At 70.7% G+C, this 13232-nt stretch carries 9 protein-coding genes; 6 read left to right on the top strand and 3 right to left on the bottom strand.

Annotated features, from left to right (window positions below):
• The first annotated feature begins 106 nt into the window (after positions 1–106).
• From SM754_RS15505 to SM754_RS15495, 3 genes are all read left to right on the top strand, one after another.
• Positions 107–2380 (top strand): DHH family phosphoesterase, encoded by a 2274-nt coding sequence (locus SM754_RS15505; protein WP_323677152.1) that lies wholly within the window; start codon positions 107–109, stop codon positions 2378–2380.
• Positions 2381–2477: 97 nt separating this feature from the next.
• Positions 2478–2897 carry a DUF5796 family protein gene (locus SM754_RS15500; RefSeq protein WP_323677151.1) on the top strand — a complete coding sequence of 140 codons (420 nt, stop codon included), beginning with the start codon at positions 2478–2480 and terminating at the stop codon, positions 2895–2897.
• A complete protein-coding gene (locus SM754_RS15495; protein WP_323677150.1) occupies positions 2897–3148 on the top strand; it encodes a DUF7508 domain-containing protein in 252 nt (83 codons plus the stop codon). The genes SM754_RS15500 and SM754_RS15495 overlap by 1 nt, the downstream gene beginning before the upstream one ends.
• 73 nt (positions 3149–3221) lie before the next feature.
• Here the strand turns inward: SM754_RS15495 and SM754_RS15490 are convergent, their stop codons facing one another.
• Entirely contained in the window at positions 3222–3356 is a 135-nt protein-coding gene (locus tag SM754_RS15490; protein WP_323677149.1) for a DUF7128 family protein, read from the bottom strand.
• A 119-nt stretch (positions 3357–3475) separates the two neighbouring features.
• Here SM754_RS15490 and SM754_RS15485 point away from each other — a divergent pair, with 119 nt between their 5' ends.
• Complete coding sequence (locus SM754_RS15485) at positions 3476–5695, top strand: AAA family ATPase (protein WP_323677148.1); 2220 nt, start codon at positions 3476–3478, stop codon at positions 5693–5695.
• 292 nt (positions 5696–5987) lie between these two features.
• Here the strand turns inward: SM754_RS15485 and SM754_RS15480 are convergent, their stop codons facing one another.
• On the bottom strand, positions 5988–6656 hold the full coding sequence (locus tag SM754_RS15480; protein WP_323677147.1) for a protein sorting system archaetidylserine decarboxylase: 669 nt from the start codon (positions 6654–6656) through the stop codon (positions 5988–5990).
• A 197-nt stretch (positions 6657–6853) separates the two neighbouring features.
• On the opposite strand from SM754_RS15480, the gene SM754_RS15475 reads away from it, so the two are divergent.
• On the top strand, positions 6854–8098 hold the full coding sequence (locus tag SM754_RS15475; protein ID WP_323677146.1) for an inorganic phosphate transporter: 1245 nt from the start codon (positions 6854–6856) through the stop codon (positions 8096–8098).
• A gap of 25 nt (positions 8099–8123) precedes the next feature.
• Here the strand turns inward: SM754_RS15475 and SM754_RS15470 are convergent, their stop codons facing one another.
• The gene (locus SM754_RS15470) at positions 8124–11012 is read right to left on the bottom strand and encodes a DEAD/DEAH box helicase (protein WP_323677145.1); all 2889 of its coding nucleotides are present in this window, start codon (positions 11010–11012) and stop codon (positions 8124–8126) included.
• Between the two features lie 274 nt (positions 11013–11286).
• Here SM754_RS15470 and SM754_RS15465 point away from each other — a divergent pair, with 274 nt between their 5' ends.
• Complete coding sequence (locus SM754_RS15465; protein WP_323677144.1) at positions 11287–13206, top strand: hypothetical protein; 1920 nt, start codon at positions 11287–11289, stop codon at positions 13204–13206.
• Positions 13207–13232 lie beyond the last annotated feature (26 nt).

Below are 13232 nucleotides of genomic sequence, written 5' to 3'. Positions count from 1 at the left end.
CCGCGAAGCGAGCGGTGCCGGGTCGTCGACACCGTCAGTTCGAGGTTCGTCGAGCGCGAGCGGTTTTCGACAACAGTTTTAGGCCGGGTTCCTTCTACCAGAGCAAATGGGTAACTGTATCATCTGCGGTACGCCCGTGGACGGGCACATCTGTTCGAGTCACGAAGAGGACGCCGTCTTCGAGTTCGAAGGCAGCAACCCCGAACAGCTCACGCCCGGACGCTACTACGAAGGCACCGTCGACGGCTACGCCGAGTTCGGCGTGTTCGTCGACATCGGCGACCACGTCACCGGTCTCCTGCATCGGAGCGAACTGGACAAGCGCCTGGATTCCCTCGACTGGGAGCCGGGCGATAGCGTCTACGTGCAGGTGACGGACGTCCGCGACAACGGGAACGTCGACCTCGGCTGGTCGATCCGCCAGCGCAAGCGCGAGTTCCGCGGCCACCTGGTCCAGACGCCGCAGGGCGACGAGCTGCCCGACGCGGACGACGAGGACGACGACCGCCCTTCTGAGGGTGCGTCGCGCTCGGGGAACACCGAGACGCGCACGCCTTCCGCGGCGGACGCCGAGCCCGAGGGGACGACCGAGTCCGACGCGCCGAGCGCCGGCGAGGCCGAGACCGACGATACGACGACGACCGAGGCCGACCCGGACGCCGGCGCCGCACCCGCCACGCGGAGCGACGATGGCGAGGACGCGGACGCGGCGGCCGAGGCGTCCGCGGACGCTGGCGATGCGGACGACGGGGACGCGGACGACGCGGTCGATGCAGACGATGCGGTCGATGCGGCGGACGAGGACACCGGAAGCGAAGAGCACGACGACGCCGCGGCCGACGACGAGGACGACGCGGCGAGCGAGGAGCTGTCGCGGACGACGCTCGAGGCCGTCGCCGACGACGTCGGGCAGGTCGTCCGCGTCGAGGGCGAGGTCGTGAGCATCCGGCAGACCTCGGGCCCGACGGTGTTCGAGCTGCGCGACGAGACCGCGGTCATCGAGGCGGCGGCGTTCGAGTCCGCTGGCGTTCGCGCGTACCCGGACGTCGAGGTTGACGACGTCGTCCGCATCGACGGCGAGGTCGAGCGGCACAACGGCGACCTCCAGATCGAGACGGAGGTCCTGAACGTCCTCGAGGGCGACGAGGCGGACGCGGTCCGCACGCGCCTCGAAGACGCGCTCGCCGCCGAGGCCGACCCCGGCGCGGTCGACCTGCTCGCGGACCACGAGTCCGTCGCGGCGGTCGGCGACGAGATCCGGGACGTCGCGGCGACCATCCGGCAGGCCGTGTTCACGGGACGCCCCGTGGTCGTGCGTCACACCGCGACGGCGGACGGCTACGCGGCGGGCGCCGCCATCGAGCGCGCCGTCCTCCCGCTCGTCCGCGAGGAGCACGCGCGCGACGATGCCGAGTACCACTTCTTCGAGCGCCGACCGCTCGACGACCCGTTCTACGGGATGGACGCGGCGACGGACGACGTCACGGAGATGCTCTCGGACCGCGAGCGACACGGCGAGCAGTTCCCGCTCGTCGTCCTCGCGGACGCCGGGTCGACCGCCGAGTCGGTCGAGGGCTACGAGTTCCTCGACGTCTACGACGTGGAGCGCGTCGCGGTGGACGCGACGACGCCCGACGAGGACGTCCTCGACGGGCTCGCGGCGTACGTGAACCCGCATACGGCGGGCGCCGATGATGCGGTGACGACGACCGCGCTCGCGGCGAACGTCGCGGCGCACGTGAACGAGTCCGTCCGCGAGGACCTCTCGCACCTGCCCGCGGTGAGTTACTGGGAGGACACCCCTGAGGGCTACGTGGCTCTGGCGCGCGACGCCGACTACGACGTCGAGGACGTCACTGAGCTCCGGCAGGCGGTCGCCCTGGAGGCGTTCTACCAGTCGTACAAGGACAAGCGCGAGCTCGTGGACGACCTCCTGTTCGGTCGCCGCGAGGGCCTGTCCGGGCACGTGAGCAGTCAGTTCCGCGAGAAGATGGAGAAGGAGGTCGAGACGGCGCGCCGGAACCTCACGGAACGGACCGCCGAAGGCGTGACGTTCGCGGTCGTGGACACGGACGCGTTCTCGCATCGGTTCGACTTCCCGCCGGAGGCGCTGCTCGTGGACGAGCTCCACCGGACGCTCCGCGAGGAGTACGACGAGCCGGTCGTCACGGTCGGGATGGGTCGCGACGACATGCGGCTGCGGTCCGAGGAGTCCCTGGACGTTCGCCGGGTCGCCGAGCAGGCAGCGGGTGCGGCACCCGAGGCCGGTATCGAGGTCGTCGGTGGACGCGAGGGCCATCTCGAGTACCTCGCCGGAGAGCGCGACGCGGTCCTGAACGCGGTCGTCTCCGCTATCGCGAAGACGTTCAAGCCCGCCTGAGGTCGCTGGGGTCGACCGCGCGAGGCCGGGGAGCGCGGTCTCGCGGGGTCGGCCGGAAACGGAGTGGTTTTTGCGTGCGAGCCTCCTACGTTCGAGCATGACTTTTCGAGCTGACGTCGCGCCGTCGACGCTCGGCGTGGAACTCACCGAGGACGGCGTGGTCGTCGAGTATCTGGACGGGCGGACGGTGTTCTATCATGGTCCGCCGGAGACGGTGGAGGAGTCGGTGCGGGCGCCGCCGGGGAAGTTGACGCAGGTTCTCGTGACGGACCCGACGGAGACCGAGGGCGTGTTGATGTACGTGAACGACCGGAACACGGACGAGTCCATCCTGGAGGACACGGGCGTCGGTCGCGTGATGCTCGAGAACGACGCGGAGGAGGAGCTGTTCCCGGGCGTGACGGTGCGCGCGGAGGCGTACGCGGTGGAGGTGGAGGCGGACCCGGAGACCGCGCGTGGTCGCGTGTTCGTGTTCGCGGAGGACGAGACGGCCGAGCACGCGTACGAGATCGTCTGATGCCGCTCCGGAAACAGTGGCGGGCGCTCGACCGGTCGGCGGTCGGGGCGGCGCCCGACCGGCTGGGCGTGTACGAGCTCGGTGACGACGACGGCACCGTCCTCGCGGTGGACTGGGGCGTGCTCCCCGACGAGTTGAAGGACGCTTTATCGTACGGCCCTCGGGGCGCGACGCAGGTGCGGTGGAAGCCCGTGCAGACGCGCGAGCAGGCCGAAGAGCTGGCCGCGGAGCACCGCGAACGCGCGGACTGACCGCGTGGCGGCGTGGCAGGGCTCGGTCCGAGACCGGCCGTTGTGGCGGGCCGACCGCGAGGGGGACGGCGTGCTACTGGATGTAGGAGGGGTCCTCGGCGTCGCAGTTCGCCTCGTGCGCGCTCGCGTCGGACTGGTCGTCGAACATGAGGCCGCAGGCGTCGCACTCGTACCACGTCTCGCCGTCGCGCTCTGTCTCGCTGACCATACGTAGGGCGACGACGCCCTCGGACAAGTGGTTTGTCCCGAGCATCCCGGTGACTCGCGGCGACCGGTTCAGTGGTCTGTCCCGAGCGATTCAAGTCATCCAGGCGAGAAAAAACCGCTATGAGTACGGACGGCGACGACGGCGTGACGTTGACCGTGCGGGCGGCGGAGAAGCGCGACGCCGGGCGTGGCGTGGCGCGGCTCTCGGAGGCCGCGCGTCGCGAGCTCGGTATCTTGAGCGGCGACACGGTCGTCATCGAGGGGACGCACGTGACGGCGGCGAAGTTCTGGCCGGCGGACACCGACCAGGACGAGGGAACGATACGTATCGACGCGGATACGCGGACGAACGCCGGCGCGAAGGTCGGGGAGCTCGTGACGGTGACGGCGAGGGAGATAAACGACGCGCAGTCGGTGACGCTCGCGCCGCCGAGCGAGATGGGGTCGGTCCCGTCGGGCGTCGTCGAGCGCGCGGTCCGCCGCGATCTCGACGGGCGTCCCGTCTCCGTCGGCGAGCACGTGCGATTGGAGCGCATCAGTCAGTCGCCGTTCCACGTCGTCGAGACGACACCTGACGGGCCGGTTCGCGTCGAAGGGCACACGAACGTGAGCGTGCGGAACGAGGTGTTCGACGCCGAGAGCGACCCGACGCCGGGTGCGAACGACGGCGGGCAGTCCGGGGACGTCGAGGCCGACTCCTCGGGTGAATGGAAGGAAGGCGAGAGCGACGAGGAGGAGGAGCAGTCGGGCGTGACCTACGAGGACATCGGCGGCCTGGAGGACGAACTGGAGCGCGTCCGGGAGATGATCGAGCTCCCGCTCAGCGAGCCGGAGCTGTTCCAGAAGCTCAACATCGACCCGCCGCGTGGCGTCCTCCTGTACGGGCCGCCGGGGACGGGGAAGACGCTCATCGCGAAGGCGGTCGCGAACGAGGTGAGCGCGGAGTTCCACACGGTCTCGGGCCCGGAGATCATGTCGAAGTACAAGGGCGAGAGCGAGGAGCGCGTCCGCGAGGTGTTCGAGACGGCTCGCGAGACCGCGCCCTCGATCGTCTTCTTCGACGAGATCGATTCGGTGGCGGGGAAGCGCGACGACGACGGCGACGTCGAGAACCGGGTCGTCGCGCAGCTCCTCTCGCTCATGGACGGCCTGGAGTCCCGCGGTGACGTGGTCGTCATCGGCGCGACGAACCGCGTGGACGACATCGACCCGGCGCTCCGGCGGGGCGGGCGGTTCGACCGCGAGATCGAGATCGGCGTGCCGAGCGAGGTCGGGCGTCGAGAGATTCTGGACGTGCACACGCGCGGGATGCCGCTCGCGGACGACGTCGACCTCGACACGCTCGCGTCGCGAACGCACGGGTTCGTCGGCGCGGACCTGGACGTGCTCGTGAGCGAGGCGGCGATGCACGCCATCCGGAATCGGCCGGCGGAGGGGGAGGCGCGGAAGGCCTGGAGCGACGATCCGAGCGTCGCGCGAGCGAACTTCGACGGGGCGATGGCGGAGGTCGAGCCGTCGGCGATGCGCGAGTACGTCGCCGAGCAGCCGAGCGTCACGTTCGAGGACGTCGGCGGGCTCTCGACGGCGAAGCAGACGCTGGAGGAGGCCGTGGAGTGGCCGCTGTCGTACGGCCCGCTGTTCGACGCGGCGAACACGAGTCCGCCGTCTGGCGTGCTGCTGTACGGCCCGCCGGGGACGGGGAAGACGCTGCTGGCGCGAGCGCTCGCTGGCGAGAGCGGCGTGAACTTCATCGAGGTGAAGGGCCCCGAGTTGCTCGACCGCTACGTCGGCGAGTCCGAGAAGGCGGTCCGCGAGCTGTTCCATCGTGCGCGGCAGGCCGCGCCCTCGATCGTGTTCCTCGACGAGATCGACTCGGTCGCGAAGTCCCGCGAGGGCGGCGGCGGGGGCGGTGGGGACGACGTCACGGACCGCGTCGTCTCCCAGTTGTTGACGGAACTGGACGGGCTGGCGGACAACCCGAACCTCGTCGTGGTCGCGGCGACGAACCGCAAGGAAGCCATCGACCGCGCGCTCCTTCGCCCGGGCCGGCTGGACACGCACATCGAGGTCCCGGAGCCGGACGAGACCGGCCGTCGCGAGATACTGTCGGTCGTCGCGAAGGGTCGGCCGCTCGCCGAGGACGTCGACCTGGACGCGCTCGCCGCGGACCTCGAGGGGTACTCGGGCGCGGAGCTGGACGCGTTCGTCCGGGACGCGTCGATGCGCGCCATCCGCGAGATAGCGGAGGGTCGGTCGCCCGAGGAGGCCAACGAGATGGGTGACGAGCTGGAGATCACGCGAGCGCACTTCGAGGCGGCGCGCGAGCGGCTCGACCGCTGACCGCAGCGGCGTGCGCGGGGCTGACCGCGTCCGCGTCGTCGGCGCGTCGACCGGAGGGCTCTTGTACCGACGTCGTCGACTAGTGGTCGACGGCACGGCCAGTCGGTGAACTGCCCGCGTGCATTTGACACGCAACGCTACGAGACCCGACTTGGCCTACCCCGTCGATTCCACGCTCGCGAGCGACGGCCACGAGCGATGCCGCGCGAGAACCGGAGAGCGGTGGTATCGCGGAGGGAGTGCGAGAAGGGTGGTGTCGCGTGGGTACTGCGAGAGCGGTGGTGTCGCGTGGTTACTGGGGTTCGTCTCCGTCGTGGGACGCGGCGCGGGGGTCGCGAGCGAGGAGCGTGCGGCCGGCGACGCTCCGGTCGCCTTCGTCGACGAGGACGTCGGTCTCGTCGAACCGCGGCGGGAGGAGGACGTCGACGCGCGAGCTGAACGCGATGTGTCCGAAGCGCTCGCCGGCGGCGAGTTCGTCGCCCGCGTCGACGTGGCTGTGGCAGCGTCGCGCGACGGTGCCCGCGATCTGCGTGAGGCGGTACTCGTTCTCGCTGTTCAGGCCCCCGACGTCGACGTGGAGGCGTTCGTTGCGTTCGGCGGTCTTCGTGAACGCGGGCATGTGGCCGCCGGGGACGTGCTCGACCGCCTCGACGGTGCCGGGGAGCGGCGCGCGGTTCACGTGCACGTCGGTGACGTTCATGAACACGCCGACGCGCACGCGCTCCCGGCCGTCCTCGTCGGTCTCCGTCCGGACGACCGAGACGGTGCCGTCGGCGGCGGCGACGGCGGCGTCGCGCGCCACGCCCTCGGCCGGAGTGCGTTCGGGGTCGCGGAAGAACGCGAGCACCGCGAACGCGAGCGCGAGCGCCACCACGCTCGCCGGCGGGAACGCGACGAGGAGGACGAGTGCGAGCACAGCGGGGACGGCCGCGTAGTCGTACGCACCGGGCGCGAGTCGCATACTCCAACGCCGGACGGCATCCGGGAAGGCGTTTCGGTCGCGACCACTCGACCGGACGAACGCGTCGACGGGACCTCGAGACCACGGCCGAAGCCCACAGTGGACGACGACGTGCTCGGCTGCTCGGATGAGCGCCGGCGAGCGGTCACCCCGGGACTATATCAGCGTGACCCGAGACGTTGTCAAGGTACAACAAGATGGTGTCACTGCTAGTCGTCGCGGGTATCGTCGTCGCGGTATTCGTCGGGTTCAACATCGGTGGGTCGTCGACGGGCGTGGCGTTCGGTCCGGCGGTCGGCTCGCGGCTCGTTCGGAAGGCGACCGCAGCGACCCTGTTCGTCGGCTTCGGCTTCCTGGGGGCGTGGACCGTCGGTCGGAACGTCATCGCCACGATGAGCAGCAGTATCGTCCCGGCGGCCCAGTTCACGCCGGTCGCGAGCGTCGCCGTCCTGTTCTTCACCGGGCTGTCGCTACTCGTCTCGAACCTCTACGGCGTTCCGGCGTCGACGTCGATGACGGCCGTCGGCGCCATCGTCGGCCTGGGTCTCGCGTCGGACACCCTCAACCAGGCGCTGATGTTCGTCATCGTCTCGGCGTGGATCGTCGCGCCACTGATCAGCTTCGCCATCGGTCTCGTCGTCGGCCGCTATCTCTACCCGTACCTCGACCGGTACGTCGCGTTCACGAAGTTCGACCTCCACTTCATCCAGCTCGACCGCTCGGGAGCGATTCCGCGACCGTACGTCAATCCGAACGCGTCGGCTCAGGACGTCGTCGGGTCGCTCTCGGTGGTCGCCATCGGCTGCTATATGGCGTTCTCGGCGGGCGCGTCGAACGCCGCGAACGCCGTGGCGCCGCTCGTCGGCGAGGGCGGGACGCTCACCGTCGACCAGGGCGTGCTGCTCGCGGTGGGGGCGTTCGCGCTGGGGAGTTTCACCATCGCCCGCCGCACCCTGGAGACGGTCGGCGACGACATCACGGAACTCCCGATCCTCGCGTCGCTCATCGTGTCCATCGTCGGCGGCACGGTCATCACGCTCCTCTCCTACGCCGGGATTCCCGCGAGTCTCGCGGTGAGTACGACCTCGACTATCATCGGTCTCGGCTGGGGTCGGGCGAGTCGCGCGGCGACGCTCGCGGAGTTGGCGACGCCGAAGCCCGACGGCGGGGACCTGGACGTCGCGACGGGCGCGCTCGTCACCTCACGCGCCGAGGAGGCGCCTGCGAGTCCGACCATCGGGGACATCGCGCGACACGAGGAACCGCCCGAGACGCCCGAGGAGCTCCCGGACGTCCCGGACGTCGGCTCCGAGGGGCCGGCGGAACTCGACGAGCGGAGTCTCTTCGACCCGTCGGCGGCCAAGCGCATCGTGACGATGTGGGTGTTGACGCCGTCGATGGCGGTCGCCGCCTCTTATCCGGTCTTCGAGTACCTGCTGTGAGCGCCGCTCGGAGACTCCCAGGCCGTCAGTCCCAGAACGACCGCGTCCTGGCGAACTGTTTCTCCTGGGCGAGGATGTCGCGGTAGAAGTCGGTCTCGTTCTCGCGGAGCTGGCCGATGATGCGCGCGGCGTTGTGCGGGCCGACGCCGCGCGCGCTGAGTGCGACGACGGCCTGTTTGCCGTGGGATTGGACGAGGTTCGCGCGGCGGTGGGCCTTCTTCGTCAGCTCGTCCTGCTCCTCGTCTTTCTCGCTCGCGCGGACGGCAGGGACGGTCTCGTCGTCCCACGGCGAGAGCGCGGCGATGCGCGTCGAACCGCACTCGGCGCACTCGGGCTGGTCGCGCACCCGCTTGACCTTCGTCCGTTTCTTGTACTCGCCGCAGTGCACGCACAGGAGCACGACCCTGTCGTCCTGCAGGCGTTCCTTGACGGTCTGGACGACGCTCGCGTCCGCGTTCTCCGGTGCGAGCAGTTCCTTCCCGGAGGAGTGCCCGGCGGTCCCGATGGGCGTGCGTTCGCCGACGGTCTCGACGGCGATGTCCCCCGACTGGACGCGGTCGAGGACGTCCCCGGCGTGCTCGACGGCGAGGTCCTCGTGGAAGACCTCGCGGACGGCCTCGTCGTAGACGGGCGTGTCCTCGAGCGCGGCGACGAGGTACTGCGGGCTGACGTCGGTCGACCCCTCCCACGTGCGGAGCGCGCCGAACTTCGCCGCGACCTGACTGAGCCGGAACTTCAGCGCGTCCGAGCGCTTCAGCGACAGTTCGATAATGGACTCGACGTGCGCGGGGTCGGTGGACTCGAGCACCTCGACGACCTCGGGCGTCCCGAGGCCGCTCGGGAGTTCGAGCTCTATCCTGTAGGGGTCGGTCTCCAGCGCGACCGACGACCCCGTGCGTTGGCCGAGCATCGACGAGAGGACGCGCCCGAGCGTCTCGTTCGCCTTGTGCCCGAGGGGCGCGTTCACGACGACGGTGCGGCCGTGCTGTTCGACCACGAGTCGGTCGGTCGTCGGCATCGGGGCGTCGGCGTCGACGTGGCGTTCCAGCTGGTCGAGCGCGCTCGCGACCGTCGGCTCGTCGACGGGGTACCGCGAGGCGAACTCGGTCGCGACCGCGTCGCGGGGTGCGCCCCGCTCGAACTGCGGGCCGGCGACCGCGCGCATCTCGCCGACCTCGCCCGCGACGCCCGGCGGCACCGGGATCTCCGAGCCCGTCCACGACGGTACCTCGCCGGCGGGGTCCTCGATGGGCGCGACGTTCACCTCGCCGTCGTCGTCGTCCACCTCGACGATGCGCCACATCTCGCCGCGCTGCACGAACACCTCCCCGGGCTGGGCGAAGTTCACGACGAACCGCTCGTCGAGCGTCCCGACCTGGCGGCTCGAGGCGACGTCGTTGACGTCGTACGTCTCCTCGTCGGGTATCATCGAGAGGTTCTGGTACACGTACTGGCGGGTGCCGCCCGCGGTCTCGATGCGGTCCGCGCCCGCGTCCAGCCACACGATGCGGTTCGAGTGCAGTTCCTCGACGACCTCGCGGAACGCGTCCTCGGTGAGGTCCGCGAACGGCTGCGCGCTCGTGACGAGCTCGTACGCCGCACGCGCCGAGACGCCGCCTGACTCCTCGCCGACGGTGCTCGGCCCGTAGGCGGCGTCGGCGCCGCCGTCGGCGTGGTCGCCGTCCATCGCGAGCCCCGGGAGCTGGTTCGCGACGACGTCCAGGCTGCCCTCGTGGATGCCCGCGGGCTCGACCTCCCCGGTCTTCGCGCGTCGGGCGATGGCTGCGGCCTCGAACGTGTCGTCCTCGCGCGTCGTCACGACCGTTCCCTTCGAGACCTGGTCACTGCGGTGGCCGGCGCGCCCGACGCGCTGCAGGAGCCGCGTCACCTGCCGCGGGCTCTGGTACTGGACGACGTGGTCGACCCGGCCGACGTCGATACCCAGCTCCATCGAGGACGTGCAGAGCAGGCCGTCGAGCTCGCCGGCCTTGAACGCGTCCTCGACCTCGATGCGCGCGTCCTTCGAGAGGCTGCCGTGGTGGACGCCGATGGGGCAGTCCAGTTCCGTGAACCGCGAACCGAGCGCCTCCGCGGTCTGGCGCGTGTTCACGAATATCAGCGTGGACTCGTGCTCGGCGACGAGCTCTCGGATGGCGCGGACGTGACTGGCGACGCGCTCGGTGGTCGCGAGCTGCCCCGCGAGCGCGGCGTCCGCGTCGCGGACCTCGGGTTCGGTCACGCGCAGGTCGAGCTGGGAGCCGACGTCGACCTCGCGGACCGCGCACGGACGAGACCCGGTGAGGAACGCGCCGACGGTGTCGGGGTCCCCGACGGTCGCGGACAACCCGATGCGCTGGACGTCCCCGGCGAGCGCACGCAGGCGCTCCATCGCGATGGCGAGTTGCGCGCCGCGCTTGGACGCCGCGAGCTCGTGGACCTCGTCCACGACGACGTGCTCGAGGTCCGACAGCGCCTCCCGGAGCCGGGACCCGGTGAGCATCGCCTGCACGGTCTCGGGCGTCGTCACGAGCACGTCAGGCGGGTCCGTCGCCTGCTTGCGGCGCTGGTAGTCCGTGGTGTCGCCGTGGCGGACGTCGACGTCGACGTCGAGGTACTCGCCCCACCACTCCAGGCGGTCGCGCATGTCGCGGTTCAGCGCCCGGAGCGGCGTCACGTACAGCGCCCGGATGCCGTGGACGTCGCGGTCTCGCGCCAAGGCGTCGAACACTGGGAGCATCGCGGTCTCGGTCTTCCCGGTCCCGGTGGGGGCGACGACGAGCGCGTGGTCGCCGGCGGCGATCGGCGGGATGGCCCGTCGCTGCGTCGCCGTCGGTTCCGCGAAGCCGCGCTCGGTCAGCGCCTCCCGGACCGCGTCACCGAGCGCGCCGAACGCCGTCTCGCCGCGTGCTGTCATCGACGGGTCTAGCGACGCCGCGAGCATAAGCCCCGCGCCCGTTCGGCGCTCGCGGGCTTCAGGTAGCGCTTGAACGAGCCGAGCGGACGGGGCTAGCCGTTCAAGGGCACGTTACCATCGCGCCGGTAGGTGGTTCGAAACGGGCCGGAGAGTGGTCGGAACGGCGCCATGTGAGTTCATGCTTTCGACCCTACCAGATAACCATTGGTTTCAACCAGGGCTTGGATTCAACTGAGCGGCAGTCCTATGCCAGTGTATCCCCGAATGAGTATTCATGCACGCGTCAGCCGGCTGGTACGGCGACCATACGGTCGACGCCACCAGTGACGGGGTGACCGTCCGGAAGGGACTGGACCTCGACACGCTCGCGCTGCCGGCACTGAAGTTCGAGATTCGAAGCGAGCGGGAGGACCCCGTCGGCGTCCGCGTCGTCGACCGTCTCCCGACGGCGGTCGACCCGGATCGCGTCGGCGTTCACGCGGACTTCGGGGCGGACCAGTGGACCGCGTTCGAGGACGGCCGCGTGACGTTCACCACGCGACTGGACCCGGAGCGACCGGTCGTGACGTTGTACGGGATCTGGATCGACGACCCGAGTCGCGTCCACGAGCTCCTGAAGGGGCCGGACGTGAAGGTCGCGACCGACCCGGACGCCCCGTCGCTCGACCCCGTCGGTGACGAGGTTCGCTTGCCGACCGTCGACGATTCGCTGCGGAGCGTCGGCCCGAGCGCGCTGGAGGACCTGCGCGCGGACGTCGAGGAGGCCCTGACCGGTGCGCGAGCGGAGCCCGCGGAACCGGCGACCGCGCTTCCGGCCCCCGATGGCGACGACGGCAACCGCGACGGGGACGTGACCGAGCCGGCGGGAACGATGGGCGACCACGCGTGGGCGTACCCCGTCGAGCGACGCGGGACGGGACGTATCGCCGCGCCGACGCACGCGGACCTTGACGACCTCGTCGACGACGAGGTCGACGCCGACGGCGACCGCGGCCGTGGGCGGGACGTGGTCGGCGAGAACCACGTCTACCTCCGTGCGGCACTCACTGATACGCATCACGGCGGCGGTGGCGCGCTCCTCCTGCAGGAGCTCGCGAACGCGTTCCAGGTGGTCGCGCGACGCATCACGGGCGACGCGGAGCGCGCGACCGTGGACGCGGTCGTGGAGACGCCGCTCGGGACCGACGCGGTGTTGAGCGCGCTCACGGACCGCGAGCAGGTGACTGACGCTTTAGTGTCGCCGCTCGTCGGCGACCGCGAGGACGCGACCGGTATCGGCGCGGAACCCGAGGAGGAGACCGAGACCGCGGCCCGCGAGGGCACCGAGGAGGTCTCCATCGAACCGGACGACGAGGACGTCGAGGTCGTCCTGAACGCGGACGGGGAGCGGTTCTCGGAGCTCCAGGCGGAGTTCGAGCAGGAGACCGACACGGACGCGCTGGAGGACGAGCTCCGCGAGCTCGAACTCCCGGGCGTGGATACGAGCGAGGAGCCGAGCATCGACGACCTCGTCGCGGGCGACGACGCGTTCGACGACGACGGCGCCGACGGGTTCGTGCCCGCGAGCGTCGACGGCGACGACGAGTCGTTCTCGTTCGACGACGCCGACGCCACGGACGGCACCGAACTGGACTTCGCCGCCGACGTCACGGAGGACGCCGACGTGACTGCAGACGACGGAACGGCATCCGCAGACGACGGTCTGGCGTCCGCTGACGACGGAGCGGGCGTCGACGCGTCGACGGCGTCGGCGGACGAAGCGCCGTTCGACTTCACCGCGGACGCGGCCGAAGCCACGTTCGTCGACGCTGACGCCACCGGAGCGGATGACGACGGCGACCACACCGACGACGACGGCCACGACCCGCTACTCGACCTCGCGGTCGACGACGACGCGACCGACGACCCTGTGGCGGCCGACGCGACCGACGACACGGTAGCAGCCGACCAGGCGTCGGCCGACGCTCCGACGGCCGCGACGGCGGATGCGACGACCGTCGAGGTACCGGCTCGCGAACTCGCGGCGCTCCGCACCGAGATGCGCGAACTCCGCGATCGCGTCGCGACGCTCGAGTCGGAGCTCGCCGCGGTCCGCACGGACCTCCCTCGGGAACGCGGCGTCGACTCCACGCCGACCGTCGGCGACGGCGGCGACTCATTCGAACACGTCGACGGCGTCGACGAGGACGACTGAACGAGGACGGCGCGCGTCGAGCGCTC

It is taken from the genome of Halorubellus amylolyticus, from assembly GCF_034808145.1.
Lineage (GTDB): Archaea > Halobacteriota > Halobacteria > Halobacteriales > Natrialbaceae > Halorubellus.
Note: the sequence above shows the minus strand (reverse complement) of the source record. Positions and strands in the feature narration are given on the sequence as shown.

Bases quoted from the DNA above. Each gene is read 5' to 3' on its own strand.
- SM754_RS15490 (WP_323677149.1), bottom strand. From the start codon at position 3,356: ATGGTCAGCGAGACAGAGCGCGACGGCGAGACGTGGTACGAGTGCGAC.
- SM754_RS15475 (WP_323677146.1), top strand. From the start codon at position 6,854: ATGGTGTCACTGCTAGTCGTCGCGGGTATCGTCGTCGCGGTATTCGTC.
- SM754_RS15465 (WP_323677144.1), top strand. From the start codon at position 11,287: ATGCACGCGTCAGCCGGCTGGTACGGCGACCATACGGTCGACGCCACC.
- SM754_RS15500 (WP_323677151.1), top strand. From the start codon at position 2,478: ATGACTTTTCGAGCTGACGTCGCGCCGTCGACGCTCGGCGTGGAACTC.
- SM754_RS15495 (WP_323677150.1), top strand. From the start codon at position 2,897: ATGCCGCTCCGGAAACAGTGGCGGGCGCTCGACCGGTCGGCGGTCGGG.
- SM754_RS15505 (WP_323677152.1), top strand. From the start codon at position 107: ATGGGTAACTGTATCATCTGCGGTACGCCCGTGGACGGGCACATCTGT.
- SM754_RS15485 (WP_323677148.1), top strand. From the start codon at position 3,476: ATGAGTACGGACGGCGACGACGGCGTGACGTTGACCGTGCGGGCGGCG.
- SM754_RS15470 (WP_323677145.1), bottom strand. From the start codon at position 11,012: ATGACAGCACGCGGCGAGACGGCGTTCGGCGCGCTCGGTGACGCGGTC.
- SM754_RS15480 (WP_323677147.1), bottom strand. From the start codon at position 6,656: ATGCGACTCGCGCCCGGTGCGTACGACTACGCGGCCGTCCCCGCTGTG.